This window comes from Thermobaculum terrenum ATCC BAA-798 (assembly GCF_000025005.1).
In the GTDB taxonomy this organism is placed as follows: Bacteria; Chloroflexota; Chloroflexia; order Thermobaculales; family Thermobaculaceae; genus Thermobaculum; species Thermobaculum terrenum.
The window spans coordinates 1,671,485-1,688,198 of record NC_013525.1 but is presented as its reverse complement, the minus strand read 5'-3'; the positions used below and the strand labels follow the sequence as shown (position 1 = coordinate 1,688,198).

Below are 16,714 nucleotides of genomic sequence, written 5' to 3'. Positions count from 1 at the left end.
GCTAGTCGTTATGCTTAACTAATCTCCTATAGTGAGAATGCTTAACAAGTACTGGTATTAACTTGTTCAGAAAATCCTCTATTATTTGGAGTTCGTCTTCTGAGTATCTGTTTAATATCTGATGTACCTCAGAGACGAACTCTGATTGTACATGTCTTATATCTTCGATCGCATGATCTGTAATGTGAAGTATCAGGCTCCTGCGATCGTGAGGATGCGGATCTCTACGAAGGTAACCTGCTTCCTCAAGCCTATCCAGCAAGGCGGTTATTGATCCGGTGCTCATCTTTAGATTATTGGCCAGCTGCTTGGGGGTTAAGTCACCGTAAGTATGTATATGTTCCACAGCTGCCAAATCTGATAGCGTCATGTCCAGTCTCTCTGCAAGACTTATTGCGTAGGCCAGGTTGGCCACTCCAAAAGACCTCAGGAGAGATGATATTCTGGCTATTTCCCTCGCCTTTGTACTCTCTCCCTTGCCTGATGAATTCTTTTCACTTATGTCTGGTTCTGTTTTATTACTCATTATTGACAATATAGCACTTGCATAGTCATACAAACTACTGGGCATCAGCCTTTTGAGGGTTTGCTATGTTCTTATGTTGCTGTTCGTGGAGTATGTCTTCAGGTCTTCTCCAACATTCGTTTATTATCTGTACTACGTCTTCAGCAGTGTCGGCTATCCTTATTAGGTCCAGATCTTCTGGAGATATCTTCCCTTCAGCCAGCATTGGCTCCTTAAGCCATTCTATTAGCCCCTGCCAGTATCGACTGTTTACCAGTACCAAAGGAAAGTTCTGGATCTTACCAGTTTGGATCAAAGTAAGTGCTTCGAATAGCTCATCTAGAGTTCCAAACCCTCCAGGGAAGACCACAAAGGCTTCGGAGTATTTGACGAACATCATCTTACGGACGAAGAAGTAGTGAAAGTTTATAGATATATCTATGTAAGGGTTGGTGCCTTGCTCAAATGGCAGCTCTATGTTGAGCCCAATAGAAGGCGATCCTCCTTCTTGTGCTCCTCTGTTAGCTGCTTCCATTATTCCGGGCCCGCCACCGGTTATGATAGAAAAACCTTCGCTTGAAAGTCTTCTAGCTACATCCCTTGCCATTTGGTACATTGGGTCTTCTCTTGTGACCCTTGCAGAACCAAAAATTGCCACCGCGGGATATATGTGAGCCAAAGTATCGAAGCCTTCAACGAACTCTCCCATGATACGGAAGACCCTCCAGGGGTCCGTATCGGTGAAGTCCGGCATCTTTTCCCGGGTTTCAAGTAGTCGCTCGTCTTCTGTTGGTTTACCCAGGCGTGTTCCCCTGTTCAACTCTTGATCTCTTCTGGTAGGGGTGGAAGGTTTTTGATAGGAGTTTGAGCTTGACATACAGATACCTCCAAGAGGGGGAAAGAGATACTTACACAATAGCATTCATGATGCCAAAACTGGTTCACCTATATTTTAGACCCGATTCTCCACCCTTGTGTTTCTAGTATCTAGTTTTCGATTACTCAGGCCAGTCGTAATCTCCCGCGCAATGACAAGATTATTACCACTGATGCGACTTGTACTAATACCGAGAATAACACCAGCAGTGGTATAGAGATATCATACAAAACTCCCATAAGTAGACTACCGCCGAACCAGAATAGCCCGTAGCCAGTGTTAAATACACCGAAGGCTGCGCCTCTTCTATCTGCTGGTACCATCCTAGAGACCGCCGCTCTCATAATAGATTCTTGCGCTCCCATTCCTATACCCCACATTATTACCCCTATGACTGACAGGTACGCATTACCAAGGAAAGATAATGGTGCAAAAAGTGCTGAGAGCACGGTCCCGATCGCCAAAGACAACATCCCCATACGATCGAAAAGCGCACCTAGGAATAGAGCAGCTAGGGCGTCTGTGCCCATCGCTACCGTGTATAAGATCGGTATAGCATCCTGCGAGAAGAGGTTAGCTTTTTGGAAGTGATAGGCTATAAGTGGGAAATCCGCATAACCGGCAGCTATCAGCCCTATAGCTAACATGTAAACCCAGAAAACTCCCCTTAGCCCTTGAGTTTCGAGCTCTATTTGTCTTATCTCTAGTTTGTGTGGAGCAGGGTACATAACTCTGGCTGCTATTAGCGTTGCTATAGATAGGATTGCTGGTATAGCCAATACAGCAAATCCTGTCCTATAACTACCGGATGTAAAAAACAGCGTAGCAGCAACTATCAGAGGTCCTACTACAGCCCCGATCTGGTCCAGAGCTTCATGTATTCCAAAGCCCTTGCCAGTTCCTATTTGTGATGCTGCGTGTGAGAGCATTGCATCACGAGCTGGTACCCTTAGGGCCTTCCCCATTCTTTCAGCAATTACCAATATGGCTGCAAGTTGCCAGTTACCTGTGAGGGCAAGGAGAGGCACAGCTCCCAGGTTGATTACGTATCCAAGTATCGTGGTTAGCCAGTATTGCCTTGTGCGATCGCTGATATATCCACTGACTAGTCTAAAAGCGTAACCAAGTAATTCGCCAAAACCTGCCACGAATCCCACCACCGCTCCACTGGCTCCCAGAACAGCTAGATAAGGACCTATAATTCCCCTTGCTCCCTCATAGGTCATGTCTGCGAAGAGGCTTACAATCCCTACAAGCACAATGAACCGGAATGCGTGAGAGCGAATTGTAGTGGTGGTACTTCTTTGAGTCTTTATATCTTCCATAATTTATACCTCGATAATTAGATAGCTCTGCCCGATATTACTCCTAGATAGCCCGCAAGTAATCCTAACACTCCACTACCTAGGATATTAAGTAACGCATATAACACTCTTCCTTGCTGGAGGAGCTCTATGGTTTCGAAAGTTAGCGTAGAGAAAGTGGTATAAGCTCCAAGAAAGCCTATAGCGAAGAACTGCCGGTACTCTATAGGTATCTCAAACCTTTCTAAGGCTAGAGTCATGAACAAGCACAACACGAAGCTACCACTTACGTTGATTATCAATGTTTCGAATGGAAAGGCAGTGGACCACTTGGAAGCTAGCCACCCTCCAAGTATGTATCTAGCATTGGCTCCCAGAAAACCTCCTATCCCAACTATTAGATAGTTCAAGCTCATAAACCTCCCGACAAAAGCTCTTGCTTAACACAATTGATGGCCTCTACCCAGAAGGGTAGAGGCCATCAGCACAACGGCGGTTCAAGGCGAGCCTCATCGCCTTATGTTATTTTCTGAAAGAATGATAAGCTTGAGAAAAGCACATAGTCAAGTTATTGAGGCTTTCTCTGGCTTCTGTGCCTTTTAGATCCTTGGAGGTCCCGCAACAATACGAGCCTCTATTTCCGTTATCTGTTCAGGCTTGATTTCCCAGCTTGTACCGAATCTAGTAGGACCAAGATCCTCTATCCACCAAGTAACTCCTACTTCGATGTATGGCCTAACTATCTCCGCAGCCTTGTTATGATCATCGTGAGGTGTTATCCCGCTAACTGCTAGATCAAAAGATGTACTATCGGCCCGATTACTGGCTATGAAATCTCGGATTTCAGCTGCTTCCTGTGGGGACAAAATTTGCTCCCATTTGCCAGGTATAGCGCCATCCCACTTGGCAGCTCTTCTCATAGGTCCTTTGTTAGGCCACCAACCACCGATCCATATGGGTATTCTGGGTTTTTGGATGGGTACTGGTGTAAATCTTACTCCATCTACCCTTAGGTATTCCCCTCTGAAGTTAGTTTCCTCACCTCTCCACAATAACTCTATTACCCTTAGAGCTTCATCTGTCCACCTAGCCCGGTATTTTATATCTCCGATTTGCCCTAACCTTTCATACGATTCTGGAGGATCTCCTAGACCTATACCTAGTATTAGTCTGCCATCACTTAGAATATCGAGCGACACCGCTTCTCTCGCTACCTTCCACGGATGTCTTCTAGGGAGTGCTATTACCATCGGCCCAAAACTTATCTTGGTGGTGCTCATCGCGATCGCGGCCAGGCAAACCGTAGTATCTCCACAGGGACCATTGTCCCTTATCAGATCGTCCCATATGAAGAAACCATTCCATCCTGAATCCTCAGCCATCCTTGCTAGCCTAGCTATTTCTTTAGGATTCGATAACTGGTCAAAAGCAGGTATATTGACTCCAAACCTCATATATTCATCTCCAGATAACAATTATTTGGGCGGAACTTGGTACTAGGGTGCTTTCACGCTGTCTTCTTGTACTGCTTGATGCGGCCTACAGTCAATATTATCTGTTGAGCTGCCTCTTCTATCTCTCTCTCGGTGTTGAATCTACCAAGGCTGAATCTTATGGTTGACTTTGCCTCCTCTTCTCCGATTCCCATCGCTAACAAGACGTGCGAGGGCTCTGGATGGGCTGATGTGCACGCCGACCCAGAAGAGGCAGCTACACCAGAAAGTTCAGCTAGCAGTTCTGAAGCACTAATGCCTTTGAATGTTACGTTCAGCGTGTTGGGGAGTCTATATATTGGATGTCCGTTCATCTTTATATCCGTTAGAGAGTGGCTCAGCTTCTCCCAGAGAAGATCTCGCATTCTCTGTAGCCTAAGTTTCTCTTCTAGTACGTTGTCGGAAGCTATTTCAGCTGCCTTGCCAAAACCAACTATGCCAGGCACGTTCAGAGTTCCGCTTCTTAATCCTTTCTCATGCCCCCCGCCTCGTATGATGGGTTGTAGCTTGTGTCTTATGGACTTCCTGATATACAAAGCCCCTATACCTTTTGGTCCATAACACTTGTGTGCTGAAAGACTCATCAGATCTATTCCGAGCTCCTGCACACTGACGGGGATTTTGCCGAGGGCTTGAGCAGCATCTGTGTGCATGACTATGTTATACGTGTGAGCTATCTCGGAGATATCACGGATAGGATTTATGGTACCTACTTCATTATTAGCTAGCATTATAGAGATCAATTTTGTGTTTCGCTTAATTGCTTGTTCCACATCATGTGGATCAACCTGCCCATATTGATCCACTCCTAAGAAAGTTACCTCCACCCCACATGCCTGCAAGAATCTGGCGGGATCCAACACTGCTTTGTGCTCCACTGAGCTCACTATTAGATGATCCCCAGGTCTGATCATCCCTAGTATTGCCAAGTTGTCTGATTCCGTTGCGCCGCTAGTGAATATTATTTCCTCTGGATTTGCTCCTATAGAGAGCGCTATCCTCTCTCTTGCTAAGTTAACCGCCTCCTCAGCTACCCACCCATAAGCATGTGTAGTAGAAGCTGGATTTCCAAAGTGTTCTTGGAGAAAAGGCATCATCTCTTGCAGGACTCTTGGGTCCAGTGGGGTTGTGGCGTTGTTATCTAGATATATTGGCAGGCTAAGCATTGTTGGCCTCTACTTTCGGGATCTCCACATCCAATCTATAATGGCACCCACGATTGACTGTGTCTGCAAGTGCTGAGGAAATCAATTTCTCAGCAACCAGCAAGATGCTTTTGATGTTATGCGCACGAAAGCCTTTTCTTGATTTGATAATATTGGTAAGCACTTGTACCCGCTCGAGCCCCGCTCGAAGGGAGTCGCCGTCTCTAACAATGCCTGCATTGTTCCAGAGGGTATCCTTCACTTCCCTCAGTATGCTTTGAGCCTCAGCTTCTGATATCTGTTCGGAAAGCGATATCTCAGTAGAATTCAAGGTATAAGGTGTTTCACGCTTAGGTAACGGTTCTTGCAAGGCCGTGTCCTGCCCTGCTCTCCAGCCAAACACTAGTCCTTCCAACAGAGATGTCGAGGCCAGGCGATTAGCTCCGTGCAAGCCTGTGTGTGCTACTTCTCCAGCTGCCCAGAGCCTAGATAAACTAGTCCTACCTAGACTATCTGTAACTATACCTCCACAAGTGTAATGGGCTGCTGGTACTATTGGTATTGGTTCGCTCGGGACGTTTATCCCCAGACTTCGACACTTTTGAAAGATAGTAGGGAACCTGGTCCGCATCTTTATTTCATTAATTCCGGACACATCCAGATAGACATATTTCTCGCCAGATTCCTTCATTCGTACCCAAATCTCGCGAGCTACTACATCCCTTGGAGCTAATGACCCAAGGGGATGTCTTATAAATTCTTTCCCTGTGGAATCTACTATTACTCCGCCCTCTCCTCTGACCGCTTCTGATATGAGGAATTTGCTATCTTCATGTGAATACAGGGCTGTGGGGTGAAATTGGATATAATGCAGGTCTCTGACGTCTGCTCCAGCTCTCAAAGCCATGGCGATGCCGTCCCCGGTGGCATAAGCTGGGTTGGTAGTATGTTTAAACAGAGCTCCGAGCCCCCCAGTGGCTAGTATTACGCCTTTATTTGCTAGCCCTAAGTGCAACCTGCCGCTTTGGATGAAATAGATACCAATACAGATCCCATCAGTAACGAGTAGCTCTATAGCGTTCGCTTCCCAAAGGATCTTTATGTATTCATTCTTCTTTTTTATTGAGTTTATAAGAGCTCTTTGTATAGCCCATCCTGTTCTGTCTTTGTGGTGAAGTATTCTAGGTACAGAATGGGCACCCTCTCGTGTGAGGTGAAGTAGACCGTTTGAATCCTTGTCGAAGGGGACTTTCAGGTCCTCTATCAGAAGCTTCCGAACTAGTATAGGACCTTCTCTGGCTATGATCTCAGCGGCTGATCTCGAGCCAGCTCCCGCAGCTGCTGTCAATATGTCGTTTACTAGCAACTCCTCGGAATCATCCTGTCCTACATAAACTATACCGCCCTGCGCATGGCTGGTATTGGTATCCTCAGGACTTCTTCCCTTGGCCAACACAACTACTTGCTGCCCGTGGGTTGCGGCCGCCAAAGCTGCAGCACACCCAGCTATACCACTGCCTACAACCAGGACATCGCAAGTTATTGTCTCTACGGGCAACATGGTGCATCCCCTCTTTATTGATTTGTCACTGGCGTTATATCGAGAGATATATCCATAGCCCTTGCGGAATGGGTCAGCGCACCTACCGATATAATATCCACACCAGCTTCTGCGTAATCCCTCACATTGCTTAGATTGATGCCTCCAGATACCTCCACGATTATCCTGTTATCAAAGCTCTTTATAAGCTGTGTTGCCTCTTTGACCTGTGCGGGTGACATGTTGTCAAGGAGGATAACATCAGCTCCGGCTCTCAATGCTTCATGAAGTTGATCCATATCCTCTACTTCCACCTCGATCCGGAGTGTATGAGTAGCTCTGGACCTAGCAGCTCTAATGGCTTGCTCTACACCGCCGGCTAGAGATATGTGGTTATCTTTGATTAGTATGCCATCGTAAAGGCCGAATCTATGGTTGTTTCCTCCTCCTGCTACTACCGCTGCTTTTTCGAGAGTTCTTAGTCCTGGGGTTGTTTTGCGGGTATCTACAATCTTAGCTTTAGTGCCCTTTACAGCTTCTACGTATTGTCTAGTCAGTGTAGCTATGCCACACAACCGCATGAGAAAATTCAGAGCTACTCTTTCTGCTGCAAGCAGACCTCTAGCAGATCCTTTTACATAACCAATGCAGGTGTCGGCTCTAATAGCACACCCGTTATTGGTAAACGACTCGAATATCAGGTTGTTGCCCAGTACTTCCTCAAATGTTGCCTTGGCTACTTCTAAGCCAGCGACTACCATGTCTTCCCTAGCTATGATTTTTCCACAGGCTTCTAGATCTTCTGGTATGGTTGCTTCGGACGTCAGATCCCCATTACCTAAATCTTCGTGTAGAGCGTTTTTTACTATTTCCCGTACCACGTTCTGGTAGTAGGTCATTAGCTAAGCTCCAGCATTCTCTCTATGGGTCTAAGAGCTCTAACTCTTAACTCTTCTTCCATCTGGATTTCTGGGTATCCGTTGAGCATGCACTGGTATACCTTTTCAAGAGTATTCAGTCTCATGTGTGGACATTCACTGCAAGCCTCGCAAGCAGCACCCTCTGTTGGGGCTCGAATGTAGGTCTTCTCAGGAGCCAGGATCTGCATCTGGTGTATGATCCCAGGCTCAGTGGCCACTATGAACCTTTGAGCAGGGCTTTCCTTTACTCTAGCGAGCAGCTTGGCTGTGCTACCTATATAATCAGCCAGTTGTAATACCCTCTCCTCGCATTCTGGATGAGCTAGCACCTCGGCATCTGGATACCTTATTTTTAGCTGTCTAATCTTCCGTTCAGAAAACAGAGTGTGCACCATACAGGTACCAGGCCAGAGTACCATGTCACGCCCGGTCTTTCTTATAAGGTAACTGCCTAGGTGTCGATCTGGAGCAAATATGATAGGTTGATCCTCCGGTATGCTTCGTATTATTTTCTCCGCGTTGCTGGAGGTGCATATTATGTCTGAGAGAGCCTTTACAGCTGCTGTAGTATTTATATAGGAGACAACCACATGTCCTGGATGCTGCTCTATAAATTCTTTGAACTTATCGGCGGGACAACTATCTGCTAATGAGCATCCAGCTTGTAAGTCAGGTAAAAGAACTTTTTTGTCGGGATTCAAAATCTTGGCGGTCTCGGCCATGAAGTGGACACCGCAAAAGACGATCACATCAGCATCCGTACCCTTAGCCTTCTGTGCTAGCTGAAGAGAATCACCTATGAAGTCGGCTACGTCCTGTATCTCAGGCTCCTGATAGTAGTGAGCTAAGATTACGGCATTTAGCTCCTTCTTGAGATGCTCGATCTTATCTGCGAGCTCTATACGAGGAGTAGGGTTAATGATAATGCTCATCTGCTTCTAGCCTCCGCCAAAGTTTCTAATTCAGTCTCATCTTGCGAATCTTCTTTGATGAGGAATCCTAGTTTTTCCAGTACCCTCAGAGCTTCATCTAAGTATTTGCGATCCCGAGCTGCCAAGGTGTGCATATGTAGTCCGTCCGTAAGCTCTGATAGAAGATGTGCCTTGCAGGAGCTGACCTTCTCGAGGAATTCTTCGACATCTGCTCTGGAGTCTAGCTCTAACCTTCCCCTCAGTTCGCCATATATGGGATGAAGTACTGCTACATCTACTATGCGTACACCTACGTCCACCAGACTGTAGAGTTCTTTAGGAGTGTCTTCAGGTCTATGCCTTACGACTACCTCTATTTTCTGCATGCCCGGCGCTAGAGCAGTAGCTAGCATGTAACCTCTGCTGGTGGCTACTATTGGTTCACCTGCTGATCTAAGTAGGGCTATATCATGGACTATGGCTTGCCTACTTGTCTGTAGCTCCTCTGCAAGCTTGAAACCTGGGACTGGATCAGCCCCGGCTTGGCGTAGTATATCTAGCAATTTGGATCTTCTCTCTTCACCCTTGTTCATAGCTGCCCCCTTATCCAAGTTAGTATACTGTCACTACACCTGTAATATCAACTGTAATGACAGTAAGTATGCTCTTGTCGCGCTAAACTTGACTTATATGGGAGACAAGTACAATCCCGTTGTGGTCGAACTGAATATAACTCCTATTGAGGCTGCACGAAGGTTAAGATGTTTGCCTGGCTTTATATTTCTTGACAGTAGTCTTGCAAACGAGCGCATGGGCAGGTATTCCTACATTGCTGCCGATCCTTTCATGCAATTGAGATCTGATGGAAGGAAGATCCTGGTTGAGTCCGAGTCCCAAAGCTTGTTGGAAGATGATCCTTGGAGCGTTCTCAACTCGAGGATCGCATGCTTGAAACTTGAGCGTCTGAATGGGTTACCTCCCTTTCAAGGCGGTGTGGCCGGATACTGGGGCTATGACCTGGGACGTCATCTAGTCCGTTTACCTCACTTGGCGAAGAAGGATGTAAGTCTTCCCGATATGTGGTTAGGTTTTTACGATTGGGTTGTATCCTTCGATCATATTGCTAATAACGCGTGGCTCATTTCTACCGGCTTGCCTCTCTGGGATAGAAACTATGCTAAAGAGAGAGCAAGGCAAGTCTTGACAATGCTAGAGGGGTTTCCATCCGATCAGGTAACTGTATACCGCCCTGATGCACGTATCAGGTTTCGGTGTGAGACTGCGTATAAAGAGTACGTCCAAATGATACTCAAAGCAAAGGATTACATAAGAAGAGGTGATATATATCAAGTCAACCTCTCGCACAGGCTACAAGCCAACTATCCAGAGGATCCATGGGGACTATATCTTCACTTGCGGAGCCGAGCTCCAGCACCATATTCGGCATACCTGGAGCTGGATACCCAACAGGCTATTTTAAGTTTCTCACCTGAAAGGTTCCTTAGTGTTCGTGAAGGAGTGATAGAGACCAGGCCTATAAAGGGTACTAGGCCACGTGGCATCACCCTTGATGAGGACCAAGCGATGGCTTTGGAACTAAGCAATAGCAGCAAAGACAAGGCTGAGAATTTGATGATAGTGGATTTGCTTAGGAATGATCTTGGGAAGGTAGCTGAGATAGGCTCTGTGAAGGTTACTGATCTGTTTGCTATTGAGGGATACTCCCATGTATGGCAGATGGTGAGTACCGTAAGAGCAAGAATCAGGAGCGGCCTAGATTCACTCGACGTCCTATACGCAGCCTTTCCTGGTGGGTCCATTACTGGATGCCCGAAGATAAGGGCGATGGAAATAATCGAAGAGCTTGAGCCATTCAGGAGAGGGGTGTACTGTGGAAGCATTGGATACCTAAGCTTTACTGGAGATATGGATACTAGCATAGTGATAAGAACTATGATTTACGATGCCGGTAAACTCTTGCTACAAGTTGGTGGTGGTATAGTGGCTGATTCTGATCCGGATGCAGAATATCACGAGACTATGGCCAAAGCTAACACGATAATCGCATCCCTGGGGGCAACTATCAACTGATGAGTGCTCTGGTCTGGCTCAATGGAATCTTGCTTAGTGAGGAGTCCTGTGTGGGAATAAGCCCGAGCGATCGAGGTTTCACTCTAGGGGATGGAGTATTTGAAACTATAAGAGTTTCTAGCGGTATACCGCTCTATGTGGAGCATCACTTGGAAAGATTAAGGATCGGGTGCAGCTTACTGCAGATACCTATTAATTATAGGGACCATGAGCTACTAGTTTACATAGGTGAAACTATTACCGCTAACGGACTAAGCGAAGCAGTATTAAGAATTACAGTTACTCGCGGGACAGGTAAACGAGGAATCCTGCCTCCTACCAATCCTGAGCCAACCATAGTCATAAGTGCCTCACCGTACGAAAGTCATTTATTGGGAGAAGATATAAGTAGAGTAAATCTCATAGTATCGTCGGTAGCGCGCAATAACCTCTCTCCTACCTCTCGTATCAAATCTTGTAACTACCTTGATAATATCTTGGCTAGAATGGAAGCTTCTGAGAAGGGAGCTTATGATGCAGTCATGCTCAATACCAATGGTGAGGTTGCTTGTACCACAAGTGCGAATCTCTTCATAGTGCAAGAAGGAAGACTGATAACCCCTCCACCTAGTGCTGGTGTTCTGAATGGAACTGTGAGGAGGGTACTACTGGATAGGCTATGTCATCGCCTTGGGCTATCTGTTATAGAGAGAAAAGTGTCCTTACAGGATCTTCTTTCCGCTGATGAAGTGTTCATAACTAACTCGGTGATAGGCGTGTTAGGTGTTGACAATATAAACGGCAATCGCATCGGTAAGAGGGATTCAGGAGAGATCACTCTGGATATTAGAAGAGAACTTGAGAAAGACATAGATTTGTACAAGACGCACTTCCGTTGGCAGGGGTCTGTAAGCTAGCGATAAAAATCTCCTTGTAACATGACTAACTGGAAAAGCTAGTTCTGTAGTGGTATAACTGCCATGGACTGGTTATCAGCTTAAGAGATTGTGATATAATTCACAAAGTGAACAGTGTTTGCTCTCGAGGGGTACGGGGATGCTAACAGATTATGTGCCTATTGGAGTCCTCTTCCTGTTGGTGGCTGCATTCGCAATAGCTGCCTTAGCTCTTAGCTACGCGCTTTCTCCTAAGAGACCAAATCCAGTAAAAGCTGAGACCTACGAAAGCGGCATCAAACCTACTGGTACTGCTCAGCACAGATACGACATAAGGTATTACACCGTCGCGATGTTGTTCGTGCTATTTGATATAGAGGCTATCTTTCTATATCCATGGGCAGTGGTCTACGATCGCATAGGCCTGTACGGCTTGGTAGAGATGTTGCTGTTCATAGTATTGCTAATCATAGCCTATGCCTATGCGTGGCGAAAGGGGGCTTTGGAATGGTCGTAAATACTAGGAATGGAAACAAAAGAGGTAACTTGTTGGAGGCCACCCAGAGAGCCATCTTTGGCTGGGCACGTAAGAGCTCGCTTTGGCCTATGACTTTTGGTCTTGCGTGTTGCGCCATAGAGATGATGTCCGCAAGTGCTGCTAACTATGATGTTATGGAAAGGTCTGGGATGTTATTCAGGCCATCTCCAAGGCAGTCAGATCTAATGATAGTAGCGGGCTCTGTTACCTTAAAGATGGCCCCTGTTTTGCGTAGGCTTTACGATCAGATGCCTGATCCTAAGTGGGTAATATCCATGGGTAGTTGTGCAAGTGCCGGTGGACCATATCCTACCTATAGTCATTTGCAGGGTGTGGATAAGGTAGTCCCGGTAGATGTTTATGTCCCGGGTTGCCCACCGGTGCCTGAGGCTTTGTTCTACGGTATACTCCAGCTTCAAGGTATGATCCAGCGTGGTGACAGACAGGTGAAGGAGGCTCCCATTGACCCAGAACCCAAGCTCCAACCCACAAGATAAGCAAGGTAATAATGAGCAGCCTCTACCGATAATCAATACTCTTCAGGAAATAATTCCTGGAGCTATAGAAGAAGTTACCGTCTTTCGAGGGGAAACTACCATAGTTGTTCCTGTGGATAGGCTCATAGATATAGCTCGCACGCTTCGTGATAACCCGGCCATGCAGTTCAACTACTTGGTTGATGTGACTGCAGTGGACTGGCTGGGCAGAACGCCGAGATTTGATGTTGTATACCATCTATATAGTATCCCTCTCAATCATGCTATACGCATGAAGGTGCGAGTGGACGATGGCCAACATGTGCCTTCTCTAACTGGGCTGTGGGAGTTGGCTAACTGGGGGGAAAGAGAAACCTACGACATGTTTGGTATAGTTTTTGAAGGCCATCCTGATCTACGGAGGATCTTGCTTCCTGAGGACTGGCAGGATGGCTTCCCTCTTAGAAAAGATTTCCCCATAGGTGGTTATGGCATCTGGGCAGCTGAGAATGTGCCTTTTAGGTAATCGAGGGGGCGGCGATGAACACTAGATACGATATCCATCAGCTTCAAGAAGAGGAAATGGAGCTCAATATGGGGCCTCAGCACCCAAGCACGCACGGGGTGTTGAGAGTAGTGCTCAAGCTTGATGGTGAAACTATCAAGAAGGCCACGCCATACGTAGGTTACCTACATCGTGGTACTGAGAAGCTAGGAGAGGTTCATAAGTATTATCAGAATGTTCCCCATACGGATAGAATGGATTACCTGGCCGCTCCTTCTAATAACCTGGCATACGTTCAGGCTGTAGAGAAGCTCTTAGGTATAGAAGATGAGATCCCCGAACGCGCCAAGTACATGCGCGTCATAATGGCGGAGTTAGCACGTATTGCAAGCCACCTGGTCTGGTTGGGCACGCATGCTATGGATGTGGGGGCTATATCTGTCTTCCTCTATTGCTTCCGTGAGCGAGAGATGATAATGAGTCTCTTTGAAGAGTACTGCGGTGCCCGACTCACTACTAGCATGATGAAGATAGGTGGTATGCCCGCCGACTTACCGGATAACTGGTTGGATCATTTAGAGGACTTCTTGCGAATAATGCCTCGTAGGATTGGCGAATACGAAGCATTATTGACCGAAAACCCTATCTGGATAGAGAGAACCAGAGGCGTTGGTGTTATCAGCGCTGAGGATGCGGTGAGCTTTGGTCTTACGGGGGCGTGCCTTAGGGGATCAGGTGTCAATTACGATGTACGCAAGGCACAACCTTATCAGGTGTACGACAGGATAGACTTTGATGTGCCTTTAGGCTCTAACGGGGATGTCTATGATCGATACCTCGTCCGTGTAGAGGAGATGAAGCAGGCTCTTAGAATAATAAGGCAGGCGGTTGATCAGATGCCTGATGGTCCCTATGTCGCTGATCTTCCAGAATATGTACTGCCCCGTAAAGTTGATGCAATGACTACCATAGAGGGTCAAACGAGACACTTCGTGCTCACGATCCATGGGTTCAATGCTCCGCCGGGAGAGATATATAAAGCAGTGGAAGCTCCTAAGGGGGAGCTTGGCTATTACATAGTGAGTGATGGTAGTAATAAGCCCTATAGGATGCATGTCAGGGCTCCAAGCTATTACAATCTGGCATCTTTGCCGAGGATGTCTGAGGGGGGCTCTGTGCAGGACGTGGTGGCTGTCATAGGTAGCATAGACATAGTTCTTGGCGAGGTAGATAGATAACTCGCCTGGGAGGTGTGACTTCCTTGAAGATGGTAAGAGATACTTGGACAGGATCTGAAGAGGATCGAGCCCGCGTAAACAGCATCCTGGATGAGTTTGAAGGGCAGGATCCTATGGAATCCCTTATACCAGCCCTACACAAAATTCAGGCTGCTTACAGGTATATACCAGAAGAGGCGGGGCACATAATTTCTGAGAGGTGGCATATCCCCGAAACAGACATATTCAATGTGGTATCCTTCTACTCCGACTTTAGCACCGAACCCAGAGGTAAGAGGGTGCTATGGATCTGTGAGGGAGCGGCCTGCTATTTCATGGGGGGGCCTCAGCTAGGAGAGGTTGCTCAGAGCGTATTAGGAATACCATACAACGAGACTACACCGGATGGCGAATGGACCCTGAGAAGGGCTGACTTCTGCTTTGGAGTCTGCCATAGAGCTCCACTAGTTGAGTTGGATCATCACATCTATGGTCCATTATCTCCGGAAGAGCTCAGAGCCCTCATAGCTAATCCACCGGAGCATAGTGTGGAGGAAGATCATGAATAGGGATGAATTCGTCCGACTTCGAAAACAATGTGAGGAAAATTGGAACCGAGAAGTTATCTCAGCTGGCAAGCCAGTTATATGGGTCAGTCTTGACTCCGGTGGTATCTATTGCGGATCTCTTGACACATACCGTGCTATTGAGCAGGAGGCAAAAAAGCTAGGCGTTGACATACTCTTAAAACCAACTGGAGCCTTTGGTACTACTTGGCTTGAACCTGTAGTAGATATTCAGCTACCAGGACAACCCAGGGTACTTTATAAACATATAACTGCTGACAAAGTGCCAGAGCTTCTGGAGTCAACCCTTAGGAGAGGTAAGCATCGCGCAGATCTGGCTTACGCAAATTTCTCCGATGAATACTTTCAGGGCATACAACCTCTGTCTGCTACGGATTGGTGGAGACCACAGCATAGGATACTTCTTGCTAATTGTGGTTGGCAGAACCCTGAAAGTTTAGAGGACTATTTGGCTCTCGGTGGCTTCTCAGCTCTAGAGAAAGCTCTATTTGAGATGTCTCAAGACGAGATAATTGCAGAGGTCAAGGCCTCGAACTTACGCGGCAGGGGGGGAGCAGGATTCCCTGCTGGTATCAAGTGGGAGAGCGCTCGCTCTGAGCGCAATAGACCCAAGTATGTCATAGTAAACGCGCACGAGGGAGAGCCTAATGTATTCAAAGATAGAAGACTTATTGAAGGTGATCCCTACGCCGTAATTGAAGGTCTGATGATTGCCGCCTGGGCAGTAGGTGTAAATGATGGATATATATATGTAGGATCCGAGTATCCTCTTGCTATGGAAAGACTGAACAGGGCTATCAGGCGGATGCATCAGGTAGGACTCCTAGGGAAGGACATACTCGGTAGTGGTTTTGACTTTGATATCAAGGTAGTGCCTGGTGCAGGTGCTTACATTAGTGGAGAGGCTTCCGCGGCCATATATGGTATTCAAGGCCAAAAGGGCTTTCCCAGAACCAAGCCCCCGAGATCAGCTGAGGCAGGGCTGTGGGGCAAGCCAACTGTTGTGAACAATGTCGAAACTCTCGCTAATGTGCCTCACATAATCAACAAAGGTGCTCAGTGGTTTGCATCAATAGGTACTGAGAACAGTACCGGCACTAAGGTGTTTTCGCTAGCTGGAGACATAAACCATGTCAGTCTAGTTGAGGCCGATATGGGTATCACTATGCGTGATCTGCTGTTCGTTGCTGGCGGGGGCATGCGCAATGGAGCTAAGTTCAAAGCCGTCTTAGCTGGTGGTATCTCGGGAGGTGCCCTTCCTGAAAGCACGCTAGATCTGACTAATGAGTTTGGGACGCTTGAAGCTGAAGGCTCTATGATGGGCTCAGGTGGTTACATCATCTACGATGAAAACACCTGCATGGTGGACCTTGCCTTCTATTGCACGCGCTTTAACAGAGATGAGTCCTGTGGTAAGTGTGTGCCTTGTAGGATAGGTACCAGTGCCCAGCTAGCCATGCTAGACCGTATAATGAAGGGCCTCGGAGAAGAGATAGATATTGATAGACTTACACAATCTAGTGAGGATATTATTGCTTACTCTCTCTGCGGTTTGGGCCAAGCAGCACCTATTCCAGTCTTGAGCGTGTTGAGACATTTCCGTGATGAGGTCGAGGCTCACATACGTGAGAAGCGTTGCCCTGCAGGTGTTTGCAGGATGACTCCGGTGCGAGAAAGAAGAATGCTGGAATTAATACCCGCTGAAGCAACAGCCTAGAGTTGGAAGGGAA

General features: G+C 47.0%; 18 protein-coding genes and 1 riboswitch. Of the genes, 8 read left to right on the top strand and 10 right to left on the bottom strand.

From position 1 onward, the window contains the following. Position 1 precedes the first annotated feature (1 nt). From TTER_RS07910 to TTER_RS07865, 10 genes are all read right to left on the bottom strand, one after another. A complete protein-coding gene (locus tag TTER_RS07910) occupies positions 2-526 on the bottom strand; it encodes a MarR family winged helix-turn-helix transcriptional regulator (RefSeq protein ID WP_041424423.1) in 525 nt (174 codons plus the stop codon). 34 nt (positions 527-560) lie between these two features. After that, on the bottom strand, positions 561-1,382 hold the full coding sequence (locus TTER_RS07905; protein WP_012875495.1) for an LOG family protein: 822 nt from the start codon (positions 1,380-1,382) through the stop codon (positions 561-563). Between the two features lie 125 nt (positions 1,383-1,507). Beyond that, complete coding sequence (locus TTER_RS07900; protein ID WP_012875494.1) at positions 1,508-2,707, bottom strand: MFS transporter; 1,200 nt, start codon at positions 2,705-2,707, stop codon at positions 1,508-1,510. A 17-nt stretch (positions 2,708-2,724) separates the two neighbouring features. Next, entirely contained in the window at positions 2,725-3,102 is a 378-nt protein-coding gene (crcB, locus tag TTER_RS07895; protein ID WP_041424422.1) for a fluoride efflux transporter CrcB, read from the bottom strand. A gap of 49 nt (positions 3,103-3,151) precedes the next feature. Continuing rightward, a riboswitch (Fluoride riboswitch) is annotated at positions 3,152-3,212 on the bottom strand. 73 nt (positions 3,213-3,285) lie between these two features. Continuing rightward, positions 3,286-4,140 carry an LLM class flavin-dependent oxidoreductase gene (locus TTER_RS07890; RefSeq protein WP_012875492.1) on the bottom strand — a complete coding sequence of 285 codons (855 nt, stop codon included), beginning with the start codon at positions 4,138-4,140 and terminating at the stop codon, positions 3,286-3,288. A gap of 53 nt (positions 4,141-4,193) precedes the next feature. Then, a complete protein-coding gene (locus tag TTER_RS07885) occupies positions 4,194-5,345 on the bottom strand; it encodes a cysteine desulfurase family protein (protein WP_012875491.1) in 1,152 nt (383 codons plus the stop codon). Next, complete coding sequence (gene nadB / locus TTER_RS07880) at positions 5,338-6,885, bottom strand: L-aspartate oxidase (protein ID WP_012875490.1); 1,548 nt, start codon at positions 6,883-6,885, stop codon at positions 5,338-5,340. The genes TTER_RS07885 and nadB overlap by 8 nt, the downstream gene beginning before the upstream one ends. A gap of 14 nt (positions 6,886-6,899) precedes the next feature. Beyond that, complete coding sequence (gene nadC, locus TTER_RS07875; RefSeq protein ID WP_012875489.1) at positions 6,900-7,763, bottom strand: carboxylating nicotinate-nucleotide diphosphorylase; 864 nt, start codon at positions 7,761-7,763, stop codon at positions 6,900-6,902. Further along, positions 7,763-8,716, bottom strand: coding sequence for a quinolinate synthase NadA (nadA, locus tag TTER_RS07870; RefSeq protein WP_012875488.1), 954 nt, complete (start codon positions 8,714-8,716; stop codon positions 7,763-7,765). The genes nadC and nadA overlap by 1 nt, the downstream gene beginning before the upstream one ends. Beyond that, entirely contained in the window at positions 8,713-9,288 is a 576-nt protein-coding gene (locus tag TTER_RS07865) for a transcription repressor NadR (RefSeq protein ID WP_012875487.1), read from the bottom strand. Before TTER_RS07865 ends, nadA begins: the two co-directional genes overlap by 4 nt. Between TTER_RS07865 and pabB the strand changes: the two genes are divergently transcribed. The 8 genes from pabB to nuoF all read left to right on the top strand — a co-directional run bounded on the left by pabB (position 9,173) and on the right by nuoF (position 16,701). Continuing rightward, entirely contained in the window at positions 9,173-10,786 is a 1,614-nt protein-coding gene (gene pabB / locus TTER_RS07860) for an aminodeoxychorismate synthase component I (protein WP_083768851.1), read from the top strand. The two genes, TTER_RS07865 and pabB, sit on opposite strands and share 116 nt — an antisense overlap. Further along, positions 10,786-11,682 carry an aminotransferase class IV gene (locus tag TTER_RS07855; RefSeq protein WP_012875485.1) on the top strand — a complete coding sequence of 299 codons (897 nt, stop codon included), beginning with the start codon at positions 10,786-10,788 and terminating at the stop codon, positions 11,680-11,682. The genes pabB and TTER_RS07855 overlap by 1 nt, the downstream gene beginning before the upstream one ends. A gap of 139 nt (positions 11,683-11,821) precedes the next feature. After that, the gene (locus tag TTER_RS07850) at positions 11,822-12,178 is read left to right on the top strand and encodes an NADH-quinone oxidoreductase subunit A (RefSeq protein ID WP_012875484.1); all 357 of its coding nucleotides are present in this window, start codon (positions 11,822-11,824) and stop codon (positions 12,176-12,178) included. Next, complete coding sequence (locus tag TTER_RS07845; RefSeq protein WP_012875483.1) at positions 12,169-12,696, top strand: NADH-quinone oxidoreductase subunit B; 528 nt, start codon at positions 12,169-12,171, stop codon at positions 12,694-12,696. Before TTER_RS07850 ends, TTER_RS07845 begins: the two co-directional genes overlap by 10 nt. Positions 12,697-12,724: 28 nt before the next feature. Further along, entirely contained in the window at positions 12,725-13,201 is a 477-nt protein-coding gene (locus TTER_RS07840; protein WP_169302672.1) for an NADH-quinone oxidoreductase subunit C, read from the top strand. A gap of 14 nt (positions 13,202-13,215) precedes the next feature. Beyond that, positions 13,216-14,418, top strand: a complete 1,203-nt coding sequence (gene nuoD, locus TTER_RS07835) for an NADH dehydrogenase (quinone) subunit D (protein ID WP_012875481.1) — start codon at positions 13,216-13,218, stop codon at positions 14,416-14,418. Between the two features lie 29 nt (positions 14,419-14,447). Beyond that, a complete protein-coding gene (locus TTER_RS07830) occupies positions 14,448-14,966 on the top strand; it encodes an NADH-quinone oxidoreductase subunit NuoE family protein (protein WP_241215234.1) in 519 nt (172 codons plus the stop codon). Next, a complete protein-coding gene (nuoF, locus tag TTER_RS07825; RefSeq protein ID WP_012875479.1) occupies positions 14,959-16,701 on the top strand; it encodes an NADH-quinone oxidoreductase subunit NuoF in 1,743 nt (580 codons plus the stop codon). Before TTER_RS07830 ends, nuoF begins: the two co-directional genes overlap by 8 nt. Positions 16,702-16,714: the final 13 nt, after the last annotated feature.